This window comes from Psychrobacillus faecigallinarum (genome assembly GCF_014836595.1).
GTDB classification, from domain to species: domain Bacteria; phylum Bacillota; class Bacilli; order Bacillales_A; family Planococcaceae; genus Psychrobacillus; species Psychrobacillus faecigallinarum.
Window position 1 is genome coordinate 62,445 of record NZ_JACSQO010000006.1, and the last position, 26,500, is coordinate 88,944.

Below are 26,500 nucleotides of genomic sequence, written 5' to 3' on the forward strand. Positions count from 1 at the left end.
ATCCATATAAATGTGCAAAAAACCTACCATTTATTTAAAGATGGTAGGTTTTTTGTATTAGAATAAGGAAGTAAGTGTACTTCAAATGTTCGTCCAGTAAAAGCGACTTACCTCTTAGTCCAAGGTCCAGCGCTTATTCTTTTAATTTCTTTACTTCAAAGTTATCATCTAACAATACCCAATTTTGAGGGAAGGGATAGCCAAGCACCCAATAGCTAATACCTCTTAAACGGTATTGTTTGACCAAGTTAAATTTAGCTTGAGCGCTACGGGCATCCTCAAACCAAACCTCGTGCTTTTGACCTTGCTCATCGGTATAGGTAAAAAAAGGAGATTGAGCGATTGAATCAAACTGAATTCTTACTTTATGCTCAGTAGCTATTCTAACAGCTTCCTGAGGGCTAAATGTCTCCGCAATTTGTCCTTGCGCGTGAGGTATTCGCCAATCTCGTGCATAAATTTGAAAGCCTAAAAATATTTTATCGGCTGGCATAACAGTCAAAGCGTACTCTACTACTTTCTTCATTTGATTGATAGGAGAAATTGCTTGAGGAGGTCCGCCGCGCCAACCCCATTCATACGTCATCAATATAACAAAGTCTGCAATTCTCCCATGTGCTTCATAATCATGTGCTTCATAAAGTAAACCTGACTGAGTGTCGCTAAATTTAGGAGCAACAGCTGTTGAAACAAAGTAACCTTTAGGATGTAGTGTGTCTACTGCTAGCTGGAGAAAGGCAGTATAAGCATCTCTATCCTCCGGTAACACATTTTCCAAGTCAATATTCAAACCTCGATAGCCTTTGTCCTCCATGATCTGAAGTATATTTGCCATTAATTTTGTTAATATGTCTGGGCTAGAGAAAATGACATGCATTAGATTAGTGCCAGCTTCTGTGGAAGAAAAATTGGTGATGACCATCATCGGTACAATATCATTGGAAACAGCTGCTTCTAATACAAGTTCATCCTTTAAGGGTTCTAAATCCCCATTCTCTGTTAACTTGTATGCAAAGGGACTAATATAGGTCAGGAGAGATTGAAGACTGTTGACCGTCTGAACGGCATCTTCCTCTTTCTGATAGGTGTAGGCATTCACTTCAGTTATAGGCTTTGGTCTAGGAATAATCAATTGTGTTCCTGGGTAGAGGAGACCGGGAGTTTGGAGAGAGTTTTGACTGATTAGAGCTTGGATAGTAGTTCCGTAAAGGCTAGCAATCTGCCGTAGCGTTTCTCCGGGCTGTACCACATGAATAATAGGAGGAATAAAAATTCGCTCACCAGGATATAAGAGATTTGGGTTAGGCAGTCTGTTAGAAGAAAGAATAGATTGTTCAGAAACACCGTATTGTTGTGCAATCGACCATAAAGTTTCTCCATTTTGAACCGTATGGTAAATCCCATAGATAGGGATGACAAGAGATTGGCCAACTAGAAGATTATTTGGATCAGGCAATTGGTTAGCTTGTTGAATGGCATTTACATCTATTTGATAACGATTAGCAATTCCCCAAAGCGTATCACCATTATTGACGACATATATGATCAATGGGCAGCTCCTTTTTTCTTAGGTTTAATAAAGTATATGTTTTGTTAAACGAATATAAATGTGAAACTTATTATTTTTATCAAATCAATAGATTTCCAAAATCAAAAACGACCGGACCAATCGACTAATATACAAAATTCTGTGTTTTAGGTGCTTAAAGAATATTGACTAAAATAATCACATCTTCTACATACAAGATCTGTATAAAATTAAAGGAGATGAAAAGAGCAGCTATTCCTTTAGTTGTTTGCCATTTTACAATCTAGTATAATTTTGGTTAGAAAATATATAGGGAAGATAAAGGGTGAATAACAATGATGTTTGAAGAGATATTACCACGTTTAAAATCTGGGGAAAAAGTAATTAGACAAGGCTGGGGTGGTGCGGAATTGTACGTAATGCTAGTTGGACAAAGCAAGCATGATGGAGAAAATCTAAATCCTTACTTTTTGATTAATGTAGAAGGAGAAGGATATACAATGTTTACCCCAACCGTTTGTGACTTATTGGCTGAGGATTGGGTTATTGTAAGCAAATAAACTAAAAGTCCACGAGATATCGTGGACTTTTCATATTTAGGAGGAATCATATTGAAATTTGAGGAGTACATAGGGAAGACGGTTCTTATTACTGGAGCTGCTTCTGGTATAGGGAGAGCTCAAGCTATAGCATTTATCGAGTGTGGGGCCAACGTATTTGGTTTAGATGTTGATGGAGCCGGACTTAAATCATTAAAAGACCAGTATAAGTCTTGTTTTTCGTACTACATTGGAAATGTAAGCGATAAAAAGAGCGTAGAGGAAGCATTTGAGATAGCCCTCAAGACATTTAAGCAAATAGATATTTTACTCAATACAGCTGGGGTTTTAGACAATTATTCAAAGACTCTAGAAACAGATGAAACACTTTGGGATAAAATCATGGACACCAATGTGAAAGGAACCTATTTGGTAACAAACACAGTTCTCCCTCAAATGATTGAAAGAAAATCAGGAGTCATTATCAATATGGCTTCTATTGCCGGATTAGTAGCAGGAGGTGGAGGAGCAGCTTATACAGCCTCTAAGCACGCCATTATAGGATACACAAAGCAATTGGATATAGATTACTGCCGTGAGGGCATAAGAGCAAATGCTATTGCTCCAGGGGCGATTCAGACCCCAATGAATAATGCTGATTTTGCAGGAGAAGGAGAAATAGCAAAATGGGTAGCCAATGAAACACCTGCAGGAAGGTGGGCACAGCCAAAAGAAGTGGCAAACCTAACTCTTTACCTTGCTAGTCATGCAGCAGATTATATTCATGGAGCAGTCGTACCCATTGATGGAGGATGGATTGCCAAATAATTATATTAAATGGCAATAATTCCTGATATACTATCCGAGTAAGCAATTTTGCTTGCACTACGGCACTTGGAATCCTTTGGTCGTAGTTATTACTAAAATAGCAGTTTGCTATTTTATAAAGGAGAATGTAAATTGAATACTACCTTTTTGAAGGACTCAAGTCGTTCCTCGGTAAATGAGTTAACGAAGACAGCTATGGTTGCAGCTTTATATGTTGCTGTAACAGTACTTTTAGCTGTTTTTAGCTTTGGAAACATCCAACTACGTTTAGCCGAGATGTTTAACTATTTGGCGTTATACAATAAGCGCTATGTTGTGGCAATTACATTAGGTGTAGTCCTTGCTAATTTTATGTCCCCAACCTGGATGCTCGATGTGCCTATTGGTGGAATTGCAACTTTCCTTGTATTGATACTTTGTCGGAAGGTCACTAAGAGATTGACCAGTGAAATATGGAAAATAGCGATTACAGCTATTATCTTTGCGCTTTCCATGTTTACAGTTGCAGGGCAGTTAGCTATTATGCTGGAATTTCCTTTTTGGTATACCTATTTAACAGTCGGGCTAAGTGAATTGTTCTCGATGACTGTTGGTGGAATTGCTATATATTTATTAAATAAGAGAATAGACTTGTCTAAATAACTAAACCATATTCGCTTTAAGCGAATGTGGTTTTTTCACTTTTATTTATTACATAAATTCTCTCAGGAAAACCAAGCTAGGTGGAAAAGCTAGGAGTGAGAGAAGCAGATGGAAGATTATACAGCAGGTGATATTGTTTATATTTTTTACCGTAACCCACATATTCAAAGCGTAGCTAACATTCAATCGGCGGCAGTAGTAAATAACCCAGAAAACCCTGACGAATTGGCTGTTTTTGTTTATGAAACGTATTACCCTTTAACGACTGACATGGCTATTTATGCAAGCGCCTATGAAGCGGAACAAGCATATCGTCATTATTTTCAATAAGACGGAGGTTGGACATGAGAAAACCATTTACACCCCAGCTTGTATATTTTGAGCCAAAGGCGCTTGAATATCCTCTAGGTAGAGAGCTGAAAGAGAAATTTGAAAAGCTGGGAAAAGAAATTCACTATACGACTTCCCACAACCAAATACGAAACCTTCCAGGCGATAATGATTTTCAAAAATATCGTATTGCTAAGTCTACGCTAGTAGTTGGTATACGTAAGACATTGAAATTTGATTCCTCTAAGCCTTCAGCTGAATATGCAATTCCCTTCGCCACGGGATGTATGGGGCATTGTCATTATTGCTATTTACAGACGACGATGGGAAGCAAGCCGTATATTCGAACGTATGTAAATGTGGAGGAAATTCTCGGAGCAGCTGACAAGTATATTGAGGAACGTGCACCAGAAATCACAAGATTTGAAGCATCCTGTACTTCTGATATAGTGGGAATCGACCATCTTACACATACATTAAAAAGGGCAATTGAACATTTTGGTCAATCAGAATTTGGCAGGCTTAGATTTGTGACAAAGTTTCACTTTGTAGATCACTTATTGGACGCAAAGCATAATGGGAACACGAGATTTCGCTTTAGTGTGAATGCTGATTATGTGATTAAAAATTTCGAACCAGGTACTTCTCCACTGGATAAGCGTATTGAGGCAGCTGGGAAGGTTGCTAGAGCAGGCTACCCCTTGGGATTTATCGTAGCTCCAATTTACCTTCATGAAGGTTGGAAAGAAGGATATTATCATATGTTTGAAAGATTAGATGCTGAACTTCCAAAGGACGCCCGCGATAATATAACCTTTGAATTCATACAGCATCGCTTTACTAAACCAGCTAAAAAAGTAATCGAAAAAAACTATCCTATGACCAAGCTTGAGCTAGATGAAGAATCCAGAAGAATAAAGTGGGGAAAATATGGGATAGGGAAATATATTTATCAAAAAGAAGAAGAGGAAGATATTAAAGAACATCTCTACAGTTATATGGAAAAGTTTTTTCCTAATGCTAAATTTGAATATTTTACTTAAAAAGCAGATAGCCCGATTCCTCAAAAGGGGAATCAGGCTATTTTATAATTTATATGAAAAAATCTTTTTTTATTAACCATTTTTCAACAAAAAGTAAAGCATTCTCTATACTATCGTTCTCAAATGGTGAAGTAATGTTAGTGTTCTCTAGTAGCTCCAAAAAAGATAGACTTCCCCCAGCCAAAAAGAAATTTAAATTAATATATAAAGAAATTTAATTCAAATGGATGTCTTCAATAAAAAAACACATCAGCTCAATTAGTGATGTGTTTGAAAGGTTATTTCTTCCGCATGATAAAACTTAAATGTCTACCTGTATTTCTGTCTTCTCGATGAGAGAAACCATCAGGGTTTAAAAATGTGCATGTTCGATCGATTGAAATACGTTCAAGTGGAATACCAGCAAGCTCACATTGCTTTTGGACGGTGAGCTGGTTATCGATATGAAATTTACCAGTTTCATTTTTATAGTACATAAAGTCGTTCGCATAGCCTAAATCTTTAAACTTTTTATAGACATCTTCATCTACCTCAAATTTTTCTTGGCTGAGTGCAGAGCCAATTTGTACATGAAAGTCATTTGGGTTACAGTGTTCGTGTTGTTTTAAATACTCAAACAGTTTCCTTGTAATTTCTTTGACCGTTCCTTGCCAGCCAGAGTGTACTACTCCCACCAGATTATTTTTTTCATTGTAGAAAATGACAGGGACGCAATCTGCTGTAAAACTACATAACAAAAGATCTGGTTCAAATGTATAAAGAGCATCTGTATCCTTAATGGCAGTATCTAACAGCCTTGCTCCACGCCCCTTATCAGCTGCAGTTACCTTATGGAAATTGGCGCTATGTGTCTGATTGGCGCAAACAAAATCATCCAAATTACATTGGAGTTGCTCCGCCAGTCTCTTGCGATTTTCCAATATATTCTTTGGATTTTCACAAACGTGTAAAGCCATGTTGTTCTCTTCTAAAGCAGTAACGTCTTTCATTGTCGTTCCTAAGATAAAACGCTCGTTATTTAAATATTTCCTAATATTCATATAATCACCCACTTTTAATATAGTATAATCCTTGGAAGTTGTATAGGAGAGCAGAATGGTCAGTTCGAGTAAGGAAGGGATAATCGGAAAAGATTTTGTCTATAGAGGAATTTTCCTCCTTGAATATTTCAAAAATATTACCTTCGAATAAGCATGAATTCGTTTAATACCGAGCTTTGTCTCTCTGTTGAGTTCCTTTGTAATATACCTGTAAAATTGCATCCAATTATTAAGGGATGATTTCCATTCTTTTTTTAATTTACTATATTAGTAGAGTTAAAGAAGGAAAGGAAGATTACAATGTTTAAGAAAAAAATTAAAGTAGCTATTGTAGGACTACTATTACTAACGTTATTAATGCCTATCACTGCATTTGCAGCTAATTCCTATACAGTAGTATCAGGAGACTCTTTATGGAAAATTGCTGTGAAGACACAAACAGGTGTTTCAGAATTAATCAAGGAAAATCCTCAATTAGAAAATGCGGACCTTATTTATCCAGGTCAAAAAATCAATGTCCCTTCAAACGATTCTTATAGTATAGAACAAGAAGTAATTAAACTTGTAAATGTGGAAAGAGCAAACGCGGGTCTTTCAGCATTAAAATATGATTGGGAGCTTGGAAGAGTAGCGCAATATAAATCACAGGATATGCACGAGAAAAACTATTTTAGTCACACTAGTCCTGTCTACGGAACTCCATTTACAATGATGAAGAATTTTGGAATAAGCTATAAATCTGCAGGAGAAAATATTGCTATGGGTCAAAAAACAGCCGCAGCAGTAGTAGATGCTTGGATGAACAGTGAAGGTCATAGAGCGAATATCTTAAACAAAAACTATACTCATATTGGTGTAGGTTATGTAAAAGACGGTAACTACTGGACACAAATGTTTATACAAAAATAAGTGAAAAGGGTGCAAATGAAGGCAGTAGCCAAGTCATTTGCGCTCTTTTTTGCAGTTTTCCGATAAGATGAGAAAAATGAAAAGCATAAATTATAAATAGCTAAAGTTGCGCTTTAAACGAATTCTTTCTGTGGAGTATAGCGATAAGCCATACTGTCGCATGTAATGTCAAACCAGCTTATCTCATGTTTTTTTTATAATATAAAGTTTCATGTGAAACATTTTTCTTCCCGTTCAAAATGGAAATTCATCTAGAAAGGGGCTTCAACCAATCAACGAATGGTCTAAGAGATCCTAGAATGTATATGGAGGCTTTTAAAGCGAGCTTTATTTGATTGGAGCGGCAGGCGGCGACTCCGGTGGGATGAGTGAGACAGATAAGACATCACAAACGAGGCGCAAGCGACAGTGATGGCTTATCCTCACCCCACGGAAAGCGTCCGCTGAGAGCGGAAATCAACCATCACTTGTTAATCAAATAGTCAAAGTGAAAAGTATTTTATTAATAGCTTTAAATAAATGAGTTAGTTTTATCTATATTCCTTTCTCTTTACTATAAAACTTATGATTGGAGCGGCAGGCGGCGCCTCTTGTGGGACGACTGAGACAGATAAGACCTCATAAAAGATGCGCAAGCGACGGTGATGGCTTATCGCTCCCCCTCGGAACCTATGCCCAAAGGGAAAAAGAAAAGTCTGATAAAGTTGAAAATGCGTTTACTTTAGCAGACTTTTCTTAGCAATTCCTCGGATTATTAGCTTTTTTTAAATGGGTAATGAAATAATTCTAAAGAGATTACAATCTAATAATAGTAATATTTGGTTTAATCAATAGAACAGATGTTGACAGATGAAAATCTCTGATGTAGACTATGAACAATAATTGAATATAACCTCGCTTTATAGAAGTGAGGTAGAGGCGCGATATTTAACAGTCCTTAGTGGAGCTTGAGTAGCTGTGATGCTAGGGAGAAGGAAATGTCGCCGAAGTTTGTAATAAACTCATTATTACATGCTGGGTCTGCAGTGAATAATTGCAGGACTGTCCGTTATAAACGTCCCGGTTTATAATGGTGTGCTATCTCATGGGGAAAAGTAGAGGATTTAGGGCAACCATACATATATGACCTGAGTCTATCTCAGGTCTTTTTTTGTACGGTTGTCCTTTTTGTATGCATGCATACATATACTAATTTAAAAAAGGAGATTAATAGAGATGAAAAAAAGTCTATTCACTTTAACATTATTATTATCAACCATTTTACTGCTTGCAGCTTGTGGAACAAAAGAGGAAGAAAGCGTTGGATCAGCTTCTGATCAAGATACTTTTACAGTAGGTTTAGAGGCAGGATATGCACCATTTAACTGGACTCAAATGGATGACAAAAATGGTGGCGTAAAAATTGACGGTAATGCAGAATATGCTGGTGGTTACGATGTAGAAATTGCTAAAAAAATAGCTGAGGGCTTAGGTAAAGAGCTCGTTGTTGTTAAAACGGAATGGGACGGTTTAGTTCCAGCCCTAACATCCGGCAAAATTGATGCAATTATTGCAGGGATGTCACCAACTGCAGAGCGTAAAAAAACAATTGATTTCTCCGAAAACTATTATACTTCCAACTTTGTTATGGTGGTAAAAAAGGGTGGGACATTTGAAAATGCTACCTCCATTCAAGACTTTAAGGGGGCGAAAATTACTGGCCAATTAAATACTTCTCACTACGGGGTTATTGACCAAATTGAAGGAGTAAAAAAACAACCGGCATCAGATAATTTCCCTGCAATGCGTGTGGCACTAGAATCTGGAATGATTGACGGCTATGTATCTGAACGTCCAGAAGGGATTAGTGCTTCATCAGCAAATGATAAATTTGTAATGATCGAATTTACAGAAGGATTCGTGGCAGATGAAGAGGAAACAGCCGTTGCAGTAGGATTGAAAAAGGAAAGTGACTTAACAGACAAAATCAATAAAGTTTTAGCAGGAATCTCAGAAGAAGAGCGACAAGAAATTATGGACAATGCTATTTTAAATCAACCAGCTGCAGAATAAGCATATAACAACGGCTGCTACTATTTTGCAGCCGTTTCATTATTTACAGCATTTACTGACTTTCCTTGGAAAGTGTGTTTATGGGTCAGCTAGTATGTAAGGAGGAAGACTATGAGTTTAGAATGGATTATATCCATCATTACAAATAATTGGCCAATGTTTTTACGAGGAGCCGGAGTAACCCTCTTAATATCCATTATTGGAACTATCTTCGGAGCTATCATCGGTTTGCTGGCAGGAGTTATAAGAACTGTTCCTATGCCGGAAAAGGGGATTAAAAGATACTTTCTTAAGCTGGTTAACTTAATGCTCTCTATTTATATAGAGTTTTTCCGTGGCACACCAATGATAGTACAAGCAATGGTTATTTTTTACGGCTCCTCATTGGCCTTTGGCTTAGACATGGATCGTCTACTCGCTGCTATTTTCATTGTTTCTATAAACACGGGTGCTTATATGGCGGAGATTGTTCGAGGCGGAGTTATTTCCATAGACAAGGGTCAATTTGAAGCCTCTCAAGCAATAGGGATGACGCATATTCAAACGATGCTTCATATTGTGTTACCTCAAGTTATCCGCAATATACTTCCTGCAACAGGTAACCAATTTATCATTAATATTAAGGATACCTCTGTGTTGAATGTAATCGGAGTCACTGAGCTGTATTTCCAAACAAAATCAGTTGCAGGAAATAACTTTAGATATTTTGAGTCATTTTTTGTAGCTTGTATCTTGTATTTCATCATGACATTTGCTGTTACCTTGATATTACGTCATTTTGAGAAGAAATTGGATGGACCTGAAAACTATACAGTCATTGGTCAACCGATGCAAATGGCAGTCCTACCAAAAGGTCCACATGAAAATCAGTAAGCAAAGGAGGAGCAACTATGGAAAAAGTAATTGAAATTCAACATTTAAGCAAATCCTTTGGAGCACATGAAGTATTAAAAGATATCGATTTCTCTGTTAAAAAAGGCGAGGTTGTATGCATCATTGGCTCTTCTGGATCGGGAAAATCGACTCTTCTCCGCTGCATTAATTTGTTGGAAAAGCCAAGTGGTGGGCAAATCATTTATCAAGGGGAGAATATTCTCGATAATAAGCACGATATCCATTCCTACCGAACGAAGCTTGGAATGGTCTTTCAACAGTTTAATCTGTTTAATAATCACAATGTGTTAGGTAACTGTTCAGTTGGACAGGTAAAGGTATTAAAGCGTTCTAAGGAAGAAGCCGAGAAAATTGCACTGAAATACTTAAACGTTGTAGGCATGGATGGCTACGTTAATGCTAAACCAAAGCAATTGTCCGGAGGTCAAAAGCAGAGAGTTGCTATTGCACGAGCCTTGTCTATGGAGCCTGATGTAATGCTTTTTGATGAGCCTACATCAGCACTTGACCCAGAAATGGTGGGGGAAGTGTTAAAAGTAATGAAAGAGCTTGCGAACACTGGTTTGACAATGTTAATTGTTACTCATGAAATGGAATTTGCCAAGGAGGTTTCCGATCGAGTAGTCTTTATGGATAAGGGAGTTATTGCGGAGGAAGGCCCTCCAAAGCAAATTTTTAACAATCCTCTACAAGATCGAACGAGAGAATTCTTAAAAAGAACATTGAAATAAACTCTAGGTTGTTAGTATCAATTCACCTTTTTGTGTAGAAAAAAAATAGATAAAATAGTATATTGGTAATATATGCAATGGATAAATTATCAAATCTATGTAAGGCTTCCCTTTTAAAAGAAGAGGAAGCCTTTTATATAAGGAAAAAAACTAGAGGTGTTTTCATGAATGAAGTACTAAAACGAAATAATGTAAAAGTAATAGGGAACAAGGAAAAAGTAATAATGTTTGCCCATGGTTTCGGTTGTGATCAAACCATGTGGAGAAATATTGTCCCTTCATTTGAAGAAGAATATCAAATTGTTTTGTTTGATTATGTTGGGTCAGGAGATTCAAATTTAAAGGTTTATAATTCTGAGAAATATGGTTCACTTAAAGGCTATGTTCAAGATGTGCTAGATATAATAGAGGCATTGAAGCTTCACGAAGTAATCTTTGTTGGACATTCCGTTAGCTCCATGATCGGTATGCTAGCAGCCATTCAAAAACCTGAGGCATTTAAAAGTTTGGTTATGATTGGTCCATCCCCAAGGTATCTTAATGATAGAGAGTATTTTGGAGGATTCGAAGAAAGAGATATTCATGAAATGTTAGATATGATGGAGATGAATTTTATAGGATGGGCAAGCTATATGGCTCCAATAGTAGCCGCTAATGACGTGCACCCTGCGGTGGCAAAAGAAGTAGAAAAAAGTTTTAGCTCAACCGACCCGAAGATTACAAAGCAATTTGCGGAGGTGACATTCTTTTCCGACCATCGTAAGGATTTAGAGAAATCATCTATTCCAACATTAATCATCCAATGCTCAGAAGATAGTATTGTTCCTATTCAGGTAGGTGAATACTTACATCGCCATATTGAGAAAAGTGATTTTAAAATAATGGATGTGAAGGGACATTATCCTCATCTAAGTCACCCACATGAAACAATACAGCTGATTAAAGAGTATCTTTACCAAATGCAGTGAAGGGAATGGTATATGTATGGATGAGCGTTTAAATCTTGCGCCTTGTGGTTACGTTACTATCAGCCAAGAAGGTATGCTAATCGATATGAATAAAACCTTCCTTCAAATGACAGGGTTTATGTATGAAGAGATTGCTCAAAAGCATATAGAAACAATTATGTCTAAGACTAATAAGTTTATATTTCATACTTATTTTTATCCCTATATTCGATTATACGGACACGTCGAAGAGTTATTTCTAAGTCTACTGCATAAGGATGGTCAAAGCGTTCCAGTATTGTTAAATGGAAAAAAAGCAAATCGAGAAGGTATAGAGGTAATTGATTGTGTAATGGTTTCTATGGGGAAGAGAATAGGCTATGAACAAGAAATTAGACTAGCAAAAAAACAGTTGGAGGAAGCGTTCCGAGAAAAGGAACTGGCGCTTTCTAAATTAGAGGAATTGCATGAGGAAATAGAGGAAAAGCAAGAAAGACTTATTGAACTAAATGGTAAGCTAGAGAAATTAGCCATAACGGATAAATTGACTGGTTTAAAAAATCGTCGTTATTTTCATATCAAGCTAGAAGAGATGATTATGCAATTTGAGCAGAACAAACAGTCCTTTTCCTTATGCTTAATAGATATTGACCATTTTAAGCAGGTCAACGATACTTGGGGTCATGCGATGGGAGACCAGGTGCTAGAAAGGTTGGCCAAGATAGCAGAAGAAACTGTACGTCCGAAAGATACGGTGCTTAGATACGGCGGAGAGGAATTTATTGTTCTTCTCCCACTAACAAATGCACAAGAGGCTAACCATCAGGCGGAACGTTTAAGGTTGGAAATTGAAAAGACTACTTGGCCCATTGACGAAATTACGATAAGTGTAGGAGTTGCAACTTACACGTCAGAGGATACTCGTACAACAGTGGTGGAGAAGGCTGATCATGCGTTGTATTATTCTAAGAGGAATGGTCGAAATAGAGTTACCCATATAAACGACTTATAGGGGGAATATAAATGGTTGCTTTTAGTGTTATTAAAAAAGACCAGGAATATTGGTTAGCTGACCAAATAAAGATGGATATGTCTAAAGATGAATACTGGTCAAAATTGAAAAGTCTTTTAAAAGATTGGAAGGACGAACAGGTGAATTACCTTTCCCTTCTAATGGTTGAAGAATACGAACAACAGCTAATGAATGAAGGCTTTCATAAGGTTTCCTCTATTGTGGAATATACACGTCTACTAGATGAAAATTTTACTCTAGATGATGCTTTTCATGTGGTAACTCTTTCAGGAAGTTCGCTCGCAGACGAGGAATTTGCTCTATTATACGATAAATGCAGAAGTGGCTCTGCAAACAAAAATAATTTATTTTCCATTGAACAGATAATGGAAGCCTTTGTGAATGAGCTAGGATCTAATTGGCGTCATTATTGTCATATTTTCTTTAAAGGTGAAGAACCCATGGGTATTAGTATTCCGCATATAGAAGACGGAACGGTCGAAGAAGGCAGGCTATTTTACTTTGGAGTAGTACCAGAACAGAGAGGCAAAGGTTTCGGAAAAGTATTTCATCTGTATTCTCTAGAATTATTAAAAAAAATGAACGCCACTTATTATGTAGGAAGTACAGACGAAAACAATGAATATATGATAAGAATTTTCCAAGCAAATGGCTGCATATTAAGAGATAAAAAAGGAATTTATCGGATAGATAAATAAAACTAGGTTAAGCAAAAAGGAGCATGTGATGTTAAATCACTCGCTCCTTTTAATATTACTTATTTAGTGGAAATAGCTTCTACAGTAGAAGCCACTTTAGAAATTATTAATTCACTTCCTAATAGCGGAGATTCTTTAGAAGCTTCAGCAGAACCAGGTTCTGGACGTTTATGGGCTTCCTTGAAGATATCACTATTTCTCCAAGCTTGGAAACCTTCTTCGTTTTCCCAATACATATTTACATTCATTTCATCATATTCAGTTGTACCTTGTGTAATAGTAACCTCTACTTTGATGAAGCCTTCCATTTCTTGAAGTGGGCTTGGCTTTGTAAAATTTGGAGCCATTCTTTCAGCAAATCCTGGTTTTGTTTTAATACGATTTGTTACGATAATCATTAGACATTCTCCTTTTTTACTTATTTGTCAGTGTAATTATAACATTTCCTATACGATATATCTTTTCATAGTATCTAAACAGACATTCATCGGGAGATCTTTTAATGGGGAAGCTTAAGGGGTAAAGCAGACGAGCTAGCATGAATTCTACTAAAAGGAGGAGAGCTAGATACGTCCTAGTAAGAATATGATTAGATCTTCTAGCTTTTTCACATAAACAAATTGAATTTTATGCTCAAGTGCTTCATTATTATAGATACAAGACTTTTCATAATCAATAAACAGACGATTATGTAAAAGAAATACATTTACACGAAGGAAGTAGTTTATGTCGGAAGCAAATATAACTCGTTTAGAGGTTGATGGCAAGGAAATTATTTTAATTGGTACTGCTCATGTCTCTAGGTTGAGCGCTGAGCAGGTTAAAGAAGTGATTGAAAAAGAAAATCCTGATTCCGTGTGTATAGAGTTAGATGAACAAAGATATCAATCTATTACTGATAATAACAAATGGAAAGAAACAGATATTTTTAAAATCATAAAAGAGAAGAAAGCGACTTTATTATTGATGAACTTAGCTATTTCTTCCTTCCAAAATCGTATGGCCAAGCAGTTCGACATTAAACCAGGCCAAGAAATGATTCAAGGAATTGAAAGTGCAAAAGAAACCGGAGCAGAACTTGTACTAGCTGACCGTAATATCCAAATAACATTCTCTCGTATCTGGCATAATCTTGGTTGGTTAGGTAAGTCTCAGCTTCTTACATCGGTTTTCTATAGCATCTTTAGTAAAGACACCATTTCCGAAGAAGAGCTAGAGAAGATGAAATCGCAGGACACTTTAAATGCAGTACTTGCAGAATTTACAGAGTCATTTCCAAGGCTGAAAACACCTTTAATTGATGAACGAGACCAGTTCTTAGCTCAAAAAATTAAGGAAGCCCCGGGTAAAAAAATTGTAGCAGTATTAGGAGCGGCACATGTTCCTGGTATTACAAAAGAAATTTACAAACATCAGGATTTAGAAAGACTTTCTACAGTCCCACCCAAATCAATTTTACCTAAAATAATTGGGTGGTCGCTTCCTATCCTTATCATTGCATTGATCGCGTATACATTTATAGCAAACCCAACAGCAGGATGGGATCAGGCATGGAGCTGGATTATTTGGACGGGAACGATGGCAGCAATTGGGGCAATTGTAGCTTTAGGACATCCTTTAGCAATTGTTACAGCGTTCATAGTGGCACCAATAACAGCGTTGCATCCTATATTAGCCTCCGGTTGGTTTTCTGGGTTGGTCCAAGCTTATATGAAACGCCCTACAATTGGCGACTTTGAGAGACTGTCCGAGGACGTGTTTACGATAAAAGGGTTCTGGAAGAATAAAGTTACACGTGTATTACTCGTTTTAGTTCTAACTAACTTATTTGGTTCTCTTGGTACAATAATCGGTGGTGCCGATGTCATCAGAGTGTTCTTTAAAAACTTATAATTATCACTAAAGGAGTAGCGGTCACTTCGCTCCTCCTTTTTCTATTTTTAAGCAATAGATTTCTCTTTTGGTTATGATGTATCAACATCATGTATCTTTAAAAGTATGGAAGACTTCTGATTATGATTGGCAGATAAGTTCTACTATAATATTATTTAACAGGAAAAAATGCTTAATTTTTGGGGATAAACGATAGGTCGGAGGGATTAATGGTGGAATGTAGTGGCTGTATGGTAAGAGACTTAGTATTAGAGTTTAAAATCGAAGGTGAAACTAATTTTCAAGTGTTGCCAGATGTAATGGATTTTATCCAAAATAGGGCATTAAGATTAGAAGAGAACGGCCGTTATTTTACTCTTAAATAAGATGATGCGCAGGATTTTATAGACTTTAGTAAAGACCATATGGATATCTCTCATATTTCCTTTCGAGTTCCTAATCAAGACTGGAAACCTCTCCATAAAATAGAGGAAATATTAGAGGTTAAGTGGATTGACAAGGTGATTAAGAATGAACAAGTAATTTGCTACTATCAGCCAATTGTAGATGCAGAGAAAAATATTTATGCCTATGAGATGCTTTCTCGATTTTTAGATGAGGAAGGGGATATCCTATATCCTGGAGAAGTTTTTGGCGCTGCTAAAGAGAGAGGACGTTTATATGCTTTAGATCGGATATGTAGAATGACAGCAGTAAAGTACGCAGCAAAACTAGATAATACAAAAGCATTTATAAATTTTATACCTACTTCTATATACTCTCCCGAGCATTGTCTAAGATCCACCACTGCGGTAGCAAATAGCCTCGGTGTTAATCCTGGAAACTTAGTTTTTGAAGTTGTTGAAACAGAAAAAGTAGAGGATATCAATCATTTAAAAAAGATTATGGCCTTTTATAAAGCTAGAGGGTTTCAATATGCATTAGATGATGTAGGAGAAGGGCATAGTACGCTACAAATGTTAGAAGAGATTAAGCCTCACTATATGAAGCTAGATATGAAATATGTTCAAGGAGTAGCTACCAATATAGAGAAACAAAAAGTTGCTTTACAATTTCTACAAAAAGCTAAAGAAATCTATTCCATCCCATTGGCAGAGGGGATAGAAGAAAAAGAAGATTGGGAATGGTTAAAAAAGAAAGGATATCAATTATTTCAAGGATACTATTTTGGGAAACCTCTCCCACATCCTCTGGAAGATTCTAAATAGTTTAAGTAACCAAAGCTATAAAAAAAAAACCGAGCAATAATATGCTCGGTTTTTTTTTTATGCTTTCTTTTTAGCACTTGTATCTTTGTCTTCTAATTTAAATTCTTCTGCTACATCGTCCACAATGTCCTTTGTAGAGTTTTTGAATTCTTTAAGTGTTTGTCCTACTGCTCTACCTAATTGAGGTAATTTAGATGGACCGAATACGATTAATGCAATGATTAGAATGATTATTAAACCTGGTACGCCGATATTTGGCATGTTATTTCCTCCTAATGGATATAATTGTCTATCTATTCAAGTGACATGAGTGTTAGTTATGTGTGCAATGCTATTGTAGCATGCTAGTAAAGCTTATTCACATTAGTTTTCCTCAAGTTCTTTTTCTAAAAGAGCTTCTTTGGCTAACCGACGCTTGTAAGACCAAGCTGATACAAGAATACTAATTTCAAACAATAACAATAAAGGTATGATAATGATGAAATCAGAAATGAAGTCAGGAGGCGTAATAGATACCCCTACAACAACTAATACAAAGTACGAAACTTTTCGCATCTTTCGTAGTCGATCTGGAGTAATAATCCCTAGCTTCGTAAGGAATAAAATAATTACTGGTAACTCAAAAACTATTCCAACTGGAATAATTAAATTGAACATAAATGTAAAATATTGCTGCATTCCATAGGTTTCTGTGGCACCTATAGACTCATTAATATTAGACATGAAGTCTAACATTAAAGGAAATAAAATAAAGTAGCTAAAGCTAATACCGGCCAGAAATAGGAAAAAAGAGACTGGTATAAAGTAAATCGTACCTCTTGCTTCTTTATCCAACAAACCTGGCTTAACAAATAGCCATATTTGGTGCATAGCTATGGGCAAAGTTACTAAAATGGCTAAAACTAATGCACATTTAACGTAAATTAGCAGTCCATCGGTATAGCCAAAAATGTTCCATTCTACGTGTGCAGCTGTAGGCTGTTGTTTTAGGAAATTTAATGTTTTAGGAGCCATCCAAAATCCTAAGGCAAGAGATAGGACAAAGGTTACCGCAATTACAATTAACCTTTTTCTTAACTCAGCCAAATGTTCTACAAGCGTTAGCTCTGGCTCTTGCGGAATTGCCATTATGTTTATCACCCCATCTTATTTAAACAAAGGGAAGCTGTGTTTATATTTAGTACTTAAAAAGCAATTTGTTACATGTTTGTCCTGTACCAACTACCCATTATACTCTTTCCCATGAATTTGTAAACTAGATAACTTTATATTTGTTATATAAGGGAAAAACTGATAACTCCTTATATTCTAAGGGTTTAATAAAAAAAATGAAATATTCAAAGTTGCATTTTTGTGTACTTTTTATGAAGAAATATACTAAAATAATTCTCCAATCATGATGTTGAAATTATTCTCATGACTTTTACGCACTTAAATTACTCTGACTTAAGTATTCTCGAGAAACAATTTATATAGTCGGTTAGTCTCTATCTTTTATTCATTTATATTTTATTATCGCCAGGTAAATATTTGTATAAACACTCTTGTTTTCCTGAAAAGGAAGTATATAATTCTATCTATCTCACATGAAATGGACGGAATGAAAGCATGAGAACGTATAACGAGAAGGTCAGTATTTACCATGGTATGGCTTCTACTATTGCTTTAAACTTTTCTAATAATTTTTTCCCGATTTTTGCTATTACTATTTTAGGGGCAACTAATTATCAGGTTGGCTTAATCAGTTCCCTTCCTCCGTTAATCGCTTTGCTAATGACAGTGCCAGCAGCTATTCTTTTAAACAAAGCTTACACACAAAAAAAGATTGTCGCTGGTTCCATTTTGCTTGCACGATTATGTTTCGTATTTATTGTATTAGTCAGTTATTTACCGTCCCATTCTATGCAGGCGTGGTCCTTTCTAATTATTATCGCCTTAATCAGCGTGCCCAATACGGTTGCCAATATCGGCTGGCAGACGTTCATCAGTGGGATGATTGAAGAGGAGCGAAGAGGACAATTTTTTAGTGATCGTAATAGATTACTGACATTAGTAGGACTTATAGCTACTTTATTTATCGGTATCGTAATGAGGGAGGCTTCTGCTAGTACAGGGGCATATCAAATTTTGTTTTTAGTAGCCTTATTATTTGGAATTTTAGAAGTGTATTTTATCATGAAACATAAGGAAGAACCTGTTCGGGTAGAAGAGAGTCTTCTAAAGAAGAAATCGATGGATTGGTCTATTTTTCGAGACTCCAATTACGTATCTTTTTTAGGAGCGGCACTGTTTTTTAACTTTGCCTGGCAGATGGCTTGGGGCTTGTTTAATATATATAACGTGCGAATAGCGGGGGCTACTATTTTCTGGGTTAGTATGTTTTCGGTAGGTAGTATGCTAATGCAGTTTTTTACATTTCCTTTATGGAAACGCTGGGCAGATAAATACAGCAATTTGCGGATGTTTATATGGGCAGCAATAGGTATGGCTACTACTCCTTTTCTCGTCGTGCTGTCTACCAATCTATATTACTTAACTATGATTCAAACAACGTCAGGCTTTTTTCTTTCAGGAACTGTGCTCATTTTATTTAATTTACTTTTAGAAAAGTCACCGGAACAGTCTAGAACGTATTGTATTACAACATATAATGTTTTATTGGCGTTAGTTGCGTTTGTTGCTCCTCAAGTGGGTATTATTTTATTAGAGATGGTTGGAATGGAGTCGGCAATGACAATTAATTCGTGTTTACGATTGTTAGGTGCTGGGGGATTTTTCTATGTGTATATTCGACAACGAAATAGATAAAGATGATAGAAGGAGGTCTACTTCATGAAAATTTTACTCCCTTTTCTATTAGTATTTATCATTGTTTTGTCTTTTTTCAATGCGCAAATAACTAATCCCTTTAAAGAAGACTTTCAAGGTAAACACGTAACCAATTTTCAGCAAGAGTATAAAGAGAGTCAGATAGAGATTGGTATGGTAGGAGATGTTTTATTGCACAGTCCCCTCTATGAATATTCTAGCTTCTTACCTTCCTTTCAGGAGGTAGAAAAAGAGATGCAAGGAGTAGACTTCTTGCTAGCAAATCAGGAGTCTATACCAGCAGGTACGTCATTCGGTTTGTCTGGATTCCCTAATTTCTCTAGTCCTGCTCATATCGTTAGGGATCTCAAAGCCGCTGGAGTCGATTTATTATCCTGCGCAAATAACCATACGCTAGATCAAAAGGAAGCTGGTTTATTAGCTGCTATTGAGTCAATGAAAGCAAACGAGATGCCTTATATGGGAGCCTATAAATCATTAGAAGACCAACAAACCGATAGAATATTTGAGGTAAAGGATGTAAGATTAGGTTTTTTAAATTATACTTATGGATTAAATGGCCATCGAATCCCTGAGGGTAAAGAATACTTAGTAAATATAATAGATCGTGAACAAATGAAACAAGACATTCAAGCTTTAGAGGAAAAGGTGGATGTTGTAGTAATGAGCATTCATTGGGGAGAAGAGTATGCCCTAAGGAACAATGAAACTCAAAAAGAGCTGGCGCAATGGTTGGCTGATGCGGGGGTAGACATTATTTTTGGTCACCATCCTCATGTTGTTCAGCCCTATGAAAAAATATCCACTAGCAAAGGAGATACCCATGTATTCTACTCACTAGGTAATTTTTTTAGTGCTCAACAATTTGACAGTACCAATATCGGTGGAATTGCTAGGCTACAAATCACGAAAAGAGTGGTTCAGGATAAAGTGATGATCCGTATTGAAAATCCTTCATTTATAGGGACGATTGTCTCAAAGGGAGAACCTTTTAAGGTGTCTTTGCTTGAAGAGGCTAACAGTCAAAAAAACGATTGGGTTCAGCAACATGTTTTTGGTGAATAAAAAAGAATCAAGGAGGTTGGGATGAACGAGTCAGACTATGAGCGATTATTAAGAATACAGACAGCTGGAATGAGAGAATGGCAATATCAGTCCTCCCATTATAATCGTTATGAGGCAACCCCATATAGCGCATTACAAACATTGTTTGAATTGTATGATTGGAAGGCTACTAATAGAATGGTAGATTTCGGCTGTGGAAAAGGTAGATTTCCTTTTTATGTCCATTATTTTTATAACATTTCTGTAACTGGAATAGAGATGAATGGACAGCTTTATCAGGAGTCAATGGAAAACCTCATGAAGTATATGGAAAAAGCTAAGCCAACTCGAGCTTCCATTAGATTTGAATGCTGCTTGGCCGAGGAATACAAAATAGACTCACAGGAAGACTGCTTCTATTTTTTTAATCCCTTCTCTACTCCTATATTTCAAAAGGTTGTTCATAATATTTTAGTGTCATTAGAGGAAGTGGAGCGAACAGTTGATATTATTCTCTACTACCCAACCCCGGAATATCTTCAGTTTTTGGAGGAGGCAACTGCTTTCACTCTTTGGAGAGAAATACGAATACCAGAGCTTTACGAACAAAATCACAATGAACGTTTTATGATTTATCGCTATGAAATATAAAGAAGAGGAAGAATCTGTTTTTAAGATTCTTCCTCTTTTGTGTATTAAATCTGTGGGTAGCTTCTTCAAAGATGTCTGGTAGTTTTAGATGTATCGAATTCTTAGAGACAATGCATCGCTTTTTCTGCCTCCTGCCAAGGAACCTTATATCCGGTGCCCTTTGCACAAAAGATAGAGGTGGAGGTGTATTCCGGATCTGCCTCTTTGTTATACCCAATTCTTTCTATTACTGCCTCTTGGTTATGGCATCGGTCATAGCCACCAAATAAAAGGCTAAGCGTTCCTTTTCCGTGAGTAAAGGAGGCGAAGGTAGTGCTGTAGTTCATAAAAGTAGCTACAGGAACCCTTCCCTTTATAATAACCTTATCACCAGTATTTTCTGGAGACTCAAATGTCCCGTGAGCTTGCTGAACATCCGACAAAACTCTTCCGATTAAATTCATATCCACTTTGATTTTGTAGTCATAAAAAGGTTCCAGAAGGATATTTTGAGCCTTTTCTAATCCTTGTCGTAAGGCTCGGTAGGTTGCTTCTCTAAAATCGCCACCAGAGGTATGTTCATTATGACCTCTTCCGGTCAGTAAAGTGATTTTAACATCGGTCAGTGCAGAGCCCGTAAGTATTCCATGATGATCCTTCTCTAAAAGGTGGTGCTTCACAAGATTCTGGTTACCTATAGACAAATCATTGGCGTGACAAATATTATCGAAAGTCAGCCCAGATCCTCTCCCTATAGGTTCGATCAGAAGGTGAACCTCGGCGTAATGTTTTAAGGGTTCAAAGTGCCCATAGCCTCTCACGGGTGCTTCGATTGTTTCCTTATAAAGAATTTTAGGCTCTCCAAACGTTACATTATAGTGGAAGCGCTCCTTCACTATTTGTACTAGTACCTCGAGCTGGATAACACCCATAACGTGCACATGAATCTCTTGAAAATACTCATCCCAATAAACCCGTAAGGAGGGGTCTTCAGCATCTAGTAGCCTAAAGGATCTTAGTACCTCTTTTACATGGATGGAATCGTCAAAGATTACCTTTGACTTTAAAGTGGGTATCAAATCGAAATGGGTCTTACTTTGATTAGCACCAATTGTATCTCCAATAGAAGCAGCAGTTAATCCTGTTACAGCAACTAGTTCACCGGCATTAGCTTCATCAATTGTTTTAAACTTGCTGCCGTTATATTGACGCAGCTGTGTTATTTTCTCATGCTCACTTCCAATTTTCACTTCATCCCTTACTCTCATCTTTCCACTTAAGACCTTTAGAAAGGTTACACGATTCCCGCTCTCGTCATGCCGTATCTTATATACTTGGGCTGTAAAAGCTCGGTCGATGTTGTAGTGTGTGTCTGTAAGCTTGTCGAGAGATTCTAAAAAATCCAACACCCCAATATCTTTTAAGGCTGAGCCATACGCACAAGGGAATACGATACATTCCTCAATCATTTGCTTGAACTTCTTTGTCCAAAGTAGTTCATCAAATCCATTTTCCATGTAAGCTTCCAAAAGAACTTCATCTCGCTCAGCGATAAATTCAATTAATTCTTCCGTATAGCTATTAGTTATGTGACAAGCATCCTCCGATAAGTTAGCAAAAATCTCCTGTAAAACAGCATCAGGATTAGTATCATCGTAATCAATTTTGTTGATAAAGAAGAAGGTAGGTATTTTATGTTTTCGAAGCAGCTGCCAAACTGTTTCTGTATGCCCTTCAATTCCATCAACGGCACTTATTATGATGATTGCGTAGTCCATGACTTGGATAGCTCGCTCCATTTCAGGAGAAAAATCTACATGACCCGGTGTATCGATAATATAATAAGTAGAATTATTATAGGAAAAAACCCCTTGGTCAGCAAAAATGGTAATACCTCTGTTTTTTTCTATGGAGTGACTATCAAGAAAGGAATCCTTATGGTCGACCCTACCTCGTTGTCTAATTGTTTTCGTATGAAAGAGTAGCTGTTCTGAAAAAGTGGTCTTTCCCGCATCGACGTGTGCTAGAATTCCTATAGTTTTATGCATAATATCACCTTTTGTTTACGTCCTTCCTTGTATTATAGCAAAAGGGAGGATAAACAAAAGGTGAGAGTGTGCTATCTAGAAAGAACCTTGGAGCCATTTGCCCTCATTCGATTAACAGCTTTCCAAACCCAACCGTCATGAGGCTTAAACAGAAAGACGAACATAAATAGAACGCCAATCATAGCGGCCATCATACCTGCAATAGAGGTGTTCCAAAGCTTTGCCAAATAGTATCCAGATATAGCTGCTGTAATACCAAAAGTCATACTCCATATAATCATCCCGCGAACGCTCTTGCTCATTAGATAAGCAGTAGCAGCAGGTCCGATGAGCATAGCAACAACCAATACTGCCCCCACGCTATCAAACGCAGCGACAGTCGTAAGGGAGACAAGTGTCATGTAAGAGTAATGCATCCCCATTATAGGTAACCCAATGGATAAAGCGAACACAGGATCAAAGGTAGAGAGTTTAATTTCTTTATAAAATAAAACTAGAAAAGCAATATTAAGGAATAGTACAAATAATAGCATCCAAACCGCTTTTGGCATTTCAAACCCTAAAATACTCCAAGTATCCCAAGGAACAAATGCTATTTCACCCATTAGTACATGCTCCACATCCAAATGAACGTTTCCTGCAAACAAGGTAATTAATAATACCCCTAAGGCAAAAAGTGAAGTAAATACTACCCCTATAGCCGCGTCTTCCTGCAATCCTCCTGATTGAAGCACCTGTACTAGAAAAGTGGTCAGTAGCCCTGCGAGAGCCGCACCTATTAGCATCCAAACGCCATTTAAAGATTGTGTAACCATGAAGGCAACTACAATTCCAAACAGCACTGTATGACTAATGGCATCCGCTATCATGGCAGTTTTTCTGAGGATTAGAAAGACCCCCGTTAGGCCACAAGTAATTCCGACAAGGGAGCCAGTTAAAAGAACCCAAAATTCATTCATTGCTTGTCACCTCTTGGGCTATGCGCTGCCGCTTAAATGAACGCTTTTTACGTATTTTAGAAAGTAACCCTCTTGTTGGAGCGAGAAAGTAAGATATTAAAAACAAAGCTGCGGCTACTAAAACGATTATTGGCCCAGTGGACAAGCCAGTACGTAGAGAGCTAATCATAGTGCCGAGAGCTCCCGATAAAGCCCCAAAAAAGGCACTCGTGACCAAAATTATAGCAAGGTGACTGGACCAAAATCTTGCAGCGGCTGCAGGTATTATAAGCATGGCTGCCATTAAAATAACCCCTACTGCCTGAATACCGGTAACAATTGTCAAAACAGTCAATGCGGTCAACAACGTACGTAAACGCTCCACAGGTAATCCAATCCCCTTTGCAAAGATGGGATCAAAAATCATAAGCTTCCATTCCTTGAAGAACAACAAGCACATAAGGATTATTAATACGGCGCTGCCAGATAGCCAAATAAGATCACTTTTTGCCATCGTTGCTGCCTTACCAAAGATAAAGTCATTTAAACCACTTTGATTACCAGTGCCACTTTGGTTAACAATTGTTATTAATACAATGCCTATTCCAAAAAAGACGGATAATATTAATCCAATAGCGGCATCAGCCTTCAGCTTAGAATGATTCACAATCCATTGAATCATATATACAGAAAGTGCAGCAGTGATAGCAGCGCCTATCATGAGGATAGGCAAATCCTTTTTCTCAAAAATTAAATAAGCAAGGGCAATACCAGGAAGTGCAGCATGAGCGGCTGCATCTCCTACTAAGCTTTGCTTTTGAAGAAAAGCAAATGTACCGTTTAAACCGGCTGCTACCCCTAAAAGAATAGCTCCAGTGAGAACCCAAAGAAGATTACCGGATAACATTAATAGTCACCTCTTTCATAAGTCATTTTTTCCTGACTTAGCTTGATCCATAAAAAATAGCTTACCACCGTATGCTTCTTGTAGGTTATCTGGTGTAAAGGTAACCTCGGTAGGACCAGAAGCTATAGTTGTTTTATTTAATAACACAATCCAATCAAAATAATCAGCTGCTGTCTGTAAGTCATGATGAACGACGAACACTGATTTTCCTTGTGATTTTAACTCCTTCAAGATGGAAATGATTGTTCTTTCAGTTGCAGCGTCTACTCCAACAAATGGTTCATCCATGAAGTAAACCTCCGCTTCCTGTGCCAGAGCTCTAGCCAAAAACACACGCTGTTGTTGCCCTCCGGAAAGCTGCCCTATTGATTGTTCTGCAAATGCTTCCATTCCTACGTTTCTTAAGCAATTCAGCGCTATTTGTTTGTCTCTTAAAGAAGGTCTTCTCATCACGCCGATATGTCCATATCGGCCCATTAATACTACGTCTAATGCATTTGTTGGAAAGTCCCAATCTACGGCATTACGCTGAGGAACATATCCAACAATATGATCCTTTGGATTCAGCGGACGCTCTAATATTGCAACAGAGCCGGTTTTATTTGGAAGCTGATTTAGCACGGCTTTAATCAATGTAGATTTCCCTGCTCCGTTTGGTCCAATAATCCCTGTGATTAGTCCCTTCGGAATGGTTAGACTGATGTTGCTCAACACAACTTTTTCCTCGTAAGCAACAGATAAGCTCTTTACCTGTAATGCATTCATTTTGCTACCTCCTATTTTAGTGAATCAACAATCGTATTGACATTATGCTTATACATTCCGATATAAGTTCCTTCTTCTGTACCTTCAGCTCCCATTGCATCCGAGTACAGTTCTCCTCCAATTTGTATGGTGTGTCCCTTTTCCTTCGCACCTTCAATTACAGCATTCATGGCTTTGTCTGACACACTGGATTCGATAAAGACCGCTTTAATATTTTGTTCTACTAAGAAATTAACGATATTCTGTATATCCTTTAGACCGTATTCAGCATCTGTACTAAGACCTTGTAATCCTCGAACTTCCATCCCATTGCTTTCACCAAAGTAATTAAAGGCGTCATGAGCGGTAACAAGAACCCGTTGCTCTTCGGGGATTTCGCTAATGCGTTCCTTCGTCCAACCATTTAGCTCATCTAGTTCCTCAAAGAACTTTCTTTCGTTTTCTGCAAACTGATCTCCATCAGTGGAAAATTCCTCCGTAAGTGATTTTGTGATTTCGTGGGTAGCCAATTTCCAAACCTCAATGTCGAACCAAATATGTGGATCAAATAATTCTGGATGAGCCTCGTCATTTAAGATTCTATCTTTCGGAACGACTTCTCCAATAGCCACTACAGATTTGGCCTTCTGCATTTTTTCAAAAATATCACTCATTTTCCCCTCAAGAGCTAGACCATTATAAAAAATAATATCTGCATCCTCTAATACTTGTAAATCGCCTTGAGTAGCCTTATAAAGATGTGGATCTACACCAGGGCCCATTAAGGATTTTACCTCCACAGAATCTCCAGCAATTATCCTTACGGCATCTGCAATTTGCCCTGTAGTTGTAACGACAAGTGGTTTTTCTTCCCCAGAACCCCCTGCGTTATTGTTACCACACCCAACCAATAAAACAGCCACAATAAATAAAAATAAGATCTTTTTCACTTAGCACACTCCTTTTCCTTTATTATAAAGTATTTCCTTCAGGAAACTTTTAGACTAAAAAAATATTATTTTCTTTTATGATAATAAATTTCCTT

The 26,500-nt window shown here is 37.2% G+C and carries 28 protein-coding genes and 1 riboswitch; of the genes, 18 read left to right on the forward strand and 10 right to left on the reverse strand.

Features of this window, described 5'->3' with window-relative positions; genetic code table 11:
• Positions 1–133: 133 nt before the first annotated feature.
• Positions 134–1,549, reverse strand: coding sequence for a LysM peptidoglycan-binding domain-containing protein (locus H9650_RS12435; protein WP_144540161.1), 1,416 nt, complete (start codon positions 1,547–1,549; stop codon positions 134–136).
• Between the two features lie 314 nt (positions 1,550–1,863).
• Here H9650_RS12435 and H9650_RS12440 point away from each other — a divergent pair, with 314 nt between their 5' ends.
• From H9650_RS12440 to splB, 5 genes are all read left to right on the forward strand, one after another.
• The gene (locus H9650_RS12440) at positions 1,864–2,088 is read left to right on the forward strand and encodes a DUF2829 domain-containing protein (protein WP_144540159.1); all 225 of its coding nucleotides are present in this window, start codon (positions 1,864–1,866) and stop codon (positions 2,086–2,088) included.
• A gap of 51 nt (positions 2,089–2,139) precedes the next feature.
• Positions 2,140–2,895 carry a 3-oxoacyl-ACP reductase gene (locus H9650_RS12445; protein WP_144540157.1) on the forward strand — a complete coding sequence of 252 codons (756 nt, stop codon included), beginning with the start codon at positions 2,140–2,142 and terminating at the stop codon, positions 2,893–2,895.
• 132 nt (positions 2,896–3,027) lie between these two features.
• Entirely contained in the window at positions 3,028–3,537 is a 510-nt protein-coding gene (locus H9650_RS12450; RefSeq protein ID WP_225216060.1) for a QueT transporter family protein, read from the forward strand.
• Between the two features lie 108 nt (positions 3,538–3,645).
• A complete protein-coding gene (locus tag H9650_RS12455; RefSeq protein ID WP_144540155.1) occupies positions 3,646–3,867 on the forward strand; it encodes a transcriptional regulator SplA domain-containing protein in 222 nt (73 codons plus the stop codon).
• A gap of 14 nt (positions 3,868–3,881) precedes the next feature.
• Positions 3,882–4,910: a spore photoproduct lyase gene (gene splB, locus H9650_RS12460; protein WP_144540153.1), complete on the forward strand. Its 1,029-nt coding sequence runs from the start codon at positions 3,882–3,884 to the stop codon at positions 4,908–4,910.
• A gap of 278 nt (positions 4,911–5,188) precedes the next feature.
• On the opposite strand, the gene pgeF is transcribed toward splB, so the two are convergent.
• On the reverse strand, positions 5,189–5,950 hold the full coding sequence (gene pgeF, locus H9650_RS12465) for a peptidoglycan editing factor PgeF (RefSeq protein WP_191697355.1): 762 nt from the start codon (positions 5,948–5,950) through the stop codon (positions 5,189–5,191).
• A 300-nt stretch (positions 5,951–6,250) separates the two neighbouring features.
• On the opposite strand from pgeF, the gene safA reads away from it, so the two are divergent.
• From safA to H9650_RS12500, 7 genes are all read left to right on the forward strand, one after another.
• The gene (safA, locus tag H9650_RS12470) at positions 6,251–6,859 is read left to right on the forward strand and encodes a SafA/ExsA family spore coat assembly protein (protein ID WP_191697356.1); all 609 of its coding nucleotides are present in this window, start codon (positions 6,251–6,253) and stop codon (positions 6,857–6,859) included.
• A 905-nt stretch (positions 6,860–7,764) separates the two neighbouring features.
• Positions 7,765–7,947: riboswitch (Lysine riboswitch) on the forward strand.
• Positions 7,948–8,074: 127 nt separating this feature from the next.
• The gene (locus H9650_RS12475; protein ID WP_191697357.1) at positions 8,075–8,911 is read left to right on the forward strand and encodes a transporter substrate-binding domain-containing protein; all 837 of its coding nucleotides are present in this window, start codon (positions 8,075–8,077) and stop codon (positions 8,909–8,911) included.
• A 111-nt stretch (positions 8,912–9,022) separates the two neighbouring features.
• Positions 9,023–9,784, forward strand: a complete 762-nt coding sequence (locus tag H9650_RS12480) for an amino acid ABC transporter permease (protein WP_144540145.1) — start codon at positions 9,023–9,025, stop codon at positions 9,782–9,784.
• A 17-nt stretch (positions 9,785–9,801) separates the two neighbouring features.
• Positions 9,802–10,536: an amino acid ABC transporter ATP-binding protein gene (locus H9650_RS12485; RefSeq protein WP_191697358.1), complete on the forward strand. Its 735-nt coding sequence runs from the start codon at positions 9,802–9,804 to the stop codon at positions 10,534–10,536.
• A 164-nt stretch (positions 10,537–10,700) separates the two neighbouring features.
• Positions 10,701–11,504 (forward strand): alpha/beta fold hydrolase, encoded by an 804-nt coding sequence (locus tag H9650_RS12490; RefSeq protein WP_191697359.1) that lies wholly within the window; start codon positions 10,701–10,703, stop codon positions 11,502–11,504.
• Positions 11,505–11,520: 16 nt separating this feature from the next.
• Complete coding sequence (locus H9650_RS12495; RefSeq protein ID WP_144540139.1) at positions 11,521–12,495, forward strand: sensor domain-containing diguanylate cyclase; 975 nt, start codon at positions 11,521–11,523, stop codon at positions 12,493–12,495.
• Positions 12,496–12,506: 11 nt separating this feature from the next.
• The gene (locus H9650_RS12500; protein ID WP_191697360.1) at positions 12,507–13,214 is read left to right on the forward strand and encodes a GNAT family N-acetyltransferase; all 708 of its coding nucleotides are present in this window, start codon (positions 12,507–12,509) and stop codon (positions 13,212–13,214) included.
• 59 nt (positions 13,215–13,273) lie between these two features.
• Here the strand turns inward: H9650_RS12500 and H9650_RS12505 are convergent, their stop codons facing one another.
• Positions 13,274–13,612 (reverse strand): heme oxygenase, encoded by a 339-nt coding sequence (locus H9650_RS12505; protein WP_144540135.1) that lies wholly within the window; start codon positions 13,610–13,612, stop codon positions 13,274–13,276.
• 328 nt (positions 13,613–13,940) lie between these two features.
• Between H9650_RS12505 and H9650_RS12510 the strand changes: the two genes are divergently transcribed.
• The 3 genes from H9650_RS12510 (at position 13,941) to H9650_RS12515 (ending at position 16,315) form a co-directional block, all read left to right on the forward strand.
• Positions 13,941–15,107: a TraB/GumN family protein gene (locus H9650_RS12510; RefSeq protein ID WP_144540133.1), complete on the forward strand. Its 1,167-nt coding sequence runs from the start codon at positions 13,941–13,943 to the stop codon at positions 15,105–15,107.
• Positions 15,108–15,316: 209 nt separating this feature from the next.
• Positions 15,317–15,472, forward strand: coding sequence for a hypothetical protein (locus tag H9650_RS20480; protein WP_225216061.1), 156 nt, complete (start codon positions 15,317–15,319; stop codon positions 15,470–15,472).
• 135 nt (positions 15,473–15,607) lie between these two features.
• Complete coding sequence (locus tag H9650_RS12515) at positions 15,608–16,315, forward strand: EAL domain-containing protein (RefSeq protein WP_318245414.1); 708 nt, start codon at positions 15,608–15,610, stop codon at positions 16,313–16,315.
• A gap of 57 nt (positions 16,316–16,372) precedes the next feature.
• Here H9650_RS12515 and tatA read toward each other — a convergent pair whose 3' ends face one another.
• Positions 16,373–16,576, reverse strand: coding sequence for a twin-arginine translocase TatA/TatE family subunit (tatA, locus tag H9650_RS12520; RefSeq protein WP_154312031.1), 204 nt, complete (start codon positions 16,574–16,576; stop codon positions 16,373–16,375).
• Between the two features lie 102 nt (positions 16,577–16,678).
• Complete coding sequence (gene tatC, locus H9650_RS12525) at positions 16,679–17,443, reverse strand: twin-arginine translocase subunit TatC (RefSeq protein ID WP_144540129.1); 765 nt, start codon at positions 17,441–17,443, stop codon at positions 16,679–16,681.
• A gap of 480 nt (positions 17,444–17,923) precedes the next feature.
• Between tatC and H9650_RS12530 the strand changes: the two genes are divergently transcribed.
• Genes H9650_RS12530 through H9650_RS12540 form a run of 3 tightly spaced genes read left to right on the forward strand, consistent with a single transcriptional unit; the run spans position 17,924 to position 20,839 of the window.
• Positions 17,924–19,123: an MFS transporter gene (locus H9650_RS12530; RefSeq protein WP_144540127.1), complete on the forward strand. Its 1,200-nt coding sequence runs from the start codon at positions 17,924–17,926 to the stop codon at positions 19,121–19,123.
• A 24-nt stretch (positions 19,124–19,147) separates the two neighbouring features.
• On the forward strand, positions 19,148–20,209 hold the full coding sequence (locus tag H9650_RS12535; RefSeq protein ID WP_144540125.1) for a CapA family protein: 1,062 nt from the start codon (positions 19,148–19,150) through the stop codon (positions 20,207–20,209).
• A gap of 21 nt (positions 20,210–20,230) precedes the next feature.
• Positions 20,231–20,839: a methyltransferase gene (locus tag H9650_RS12540; protein WP_144540123.1), complete on the forward strand. Its 609-nt coding sequence runs from the start codon at positions 20,231–20,233 to the stop codon at positions 20,837–20,839.
• Between the two features lie 101 nt (positions 20,840–20,940).
• Here the strand turns inward: H9650_RS12540 and H9650_RS12545 are convergent, their stop codons facing one another.
• The 5 genes from H9650_RS12545 to H9650_RS12565 all read right to left on the reverse strand — a co-directional run bounded on the left by H9650_RS12545 (position 20,941) and on the right by H9650_RS12565 (position 26,405).
• Positions 20,941–22,866 carry a GTP-binding protein gene (locus tag H9650_RS12545; RefSeq protein WP_191697361.1) on the reverse strand — a complete coding sequence of 642 codons (1,926 nt, stop codon included), beginning with the start codon at positions 22,864–22,866 and terminating at the stop codon, positions 20,941–20,943.
• 71 nt (positions 22,867–22,937) lie between these two features.
• Positions 22,938–23,825, reverse strand: coding sequence for a metal ABC transporter permease (locus H9650_RS12550; protein ID WP_144540119.1), 888 nt, complete (start codon positions 23,823–23,825; stop codon positions 22,938–22,940).
• Positions 23,818–24,711: a metal ABC transporter permease gene (locus H9650_RS12555; RefSeq protein ID WP_191697362.1), complete on the reverse strand. Its 894-nt coding sequence runs from the start codon at positions 24,709–24,711 to the stop codon at positions 23,818–23,820. Before H9650_RS12555 ends, H9650_RS12550 begins: the two co-directional genes overlap by 8 nt.
• A 15-nt stretch (positions 24,712–24,726) precedes the next feature.
• Positions 24,727–25,476: a metal ABC transporter ATP-binding protein gene (locus H9650_RS12560; RefSeq protein ID WP_144540116.1), complete on the reverse strand. Its 750-nt coding sequence runs from the start codon at positions 25,474–25,476 to the stop codon at positions 24,727–24,729.
• Positions 25,477–25,487: 11 nt separating this feature from the next.
• Positions 25,488–26,405: a metal ABC transporter solute-binding protein, Zn/Mn family gene (locus H9650_RS12565; protein ID WP_191697363.1), complete on the reverse strand. Its 918-nt coding sequence runs from the start codon at positions 26,403–26,405 to the stop codon at positions 25,488–25,490.
• Between the last annotated feature and the right edge of the window lie 95 nt (positions 26,406–26,500).

Excerpts from the sequence above, each read along its gene's own strand:
- H9650_RS12555 (WP_191697362.1), bottom strand. The coding sequence starts at position 24,711 with ATGTTATCCGGTAATCTTCTTTGGGTTCTCACTGGAGCTATTCTTTTA.
- H9650_RS12540 (WP_144540123.1), top strand. The coding sequence starts at position 20,231 with ATGAACGAGTCAGACTATGAGCGATTATTAAGAATACAGACAGCTGGA.
- H9650_RS20480 (WP_225216061.1), top strand. The coding sequence starts at position 15,317 with ATGGTGGAATGTAGTGGCTGTATGGTAAGAGACTTAGTATTAGAGTTT.
- H9650_RS12490 (WP_191697359.1), top strand. The coding sequence starts at position 10,701 with ATGAATGAAGTACTAAAACGAAATAATGTAAAAGTAATAGGGAACAAG.
- H9650_RS12440 (WP_144540159.1), top strand. The coding sequence starts at position 1,864 with ATGATGTTTGAAGAGATATTACCACGTTTAAAATCTGGGGAAAAAGTA.
- H9650_RS12550 (WP_144540119.1), bottom strand. The coding sequence starts at position 23,825 with ATGAATGAATTTTGGGTTCTTTTAACTGGCTCCCTTGTCGGAATTACT.
- tatC (WP_144540129.1), bottom strand. The coding sequence starts at position 17,443 with ATGGCAATTCCGCAAGAGCCAGAGCTAACGCTTGTAGAACATTTGGCT.
- pgeF (WP_191697355.1), bottom strand. The coding sequence starts at position 5,950 with ATGAATATTAGGAAATATTTAAATAACGAGCGTTTTATCTTAGGAACG.
- H9650_RS12545 (WP_191697361.1), bottom strand. The coding sequence starts at position 22,866 with ATGCATAAAACTATAGGAATTCTAGCACACGTCGATGCGGGAAAGACC.
- H9650_RS12495 (WP_144540139.1), top strand. The coding sequence starts at position 11,521 with ATGGATGAGCGTTTAAATCTTGCGCCTTGTGGTTACGTTACTATCAGC.
- splB (WP_144540153.1), top strand. The coding sequence starts at position 3,882 with ATGAGAAAACCATTTACACCCCAGCTTGTATATTTTGAGCCAAAGGCG.
- H9650_RS12535 (WP_144540125.1), top strand. The coding sequence starts at position 19,148 with ATGAAAATTTTACTCCCTTTTCTATTAGTATTTATCATTGTTTTGTCT.
- H9650_RS12510 (WP_144540133.1), top strand. The coding sequence starts at position 13,941 with ATGTCGGAAGCAAATATAACTCGTTTAGAGGTTGATGGCAAGGAAATT.
- H9650_RS12505 (WP_144540135.1), bottom strand. The coding sequence starts at position 13,612 with ATGATTATCGTAACAAATCGTATTAAAACAAAACCAGGATTTGCTGAA.
- H9650_RS12560 (WP_144540116.1), bottom strand. The coding sequence starts at position 25,476 with ATGAATGCATTACAGGTAAAGAGCTTATCTGTTGCTTACGAGGAAAAA.
- tatA (WP_154312031.1), bottom strand. The coding sequence starts at position 16,576 with ATGCCAAATATCGGCGTACCAGGTTTAATAATCATTCTAATCATTGCA.
- H9650_RS12530 (WP_144540127.1), top strand. The coding sequence starts at position 17,924 with ATGAGAACGTATAACGAGAAGGTCAGTATTTACCATGGTATGGCTTCT.
- safA (WP_191697356.1), top strand. The coding sequence starts at position 6,251 with ATGTTTAAGAAAAAAATTAAAGTAGCTATTGTAGGACTACTATTACTA.
- H9650_RS12480 (WP_144540145.1), top strand. The coding sequence starts at position 9,023 with ATGAGTTTAGAATGGATTATATCCATCATTACAAATAATTGGCCAATG.
- H9650_RS12455 (WP_144540155.1), top strand. The coding sequence starts at position 3,646 with ATGGAAGATTATACAGCAGGTGATATTGTTTATATTTTTTACCGTAAC.
- H9650_RS12485 (WP_191697358.1), top strand. The coding sequence starts at position 9,802 with ATGGAAAAAGTAATTGAAATTCAACATTTAAGCAAATCCTTTGGAGCA.
- H9650_RS12475 (WP_191697357.1), top strand. The coding sequence starts at position 8,075 with ATGAAAAAAAGTCTATTCACTTTAACATTATTATTATCAACCATTTTA.
- H9650_RS12500 (WP_191697360.1), top strand. The coding sequence starts at position 12,507 with ATGGTTGCTTTTAGTGTTATTAAAAAAGACCAGGAATATTGGTTAGCT.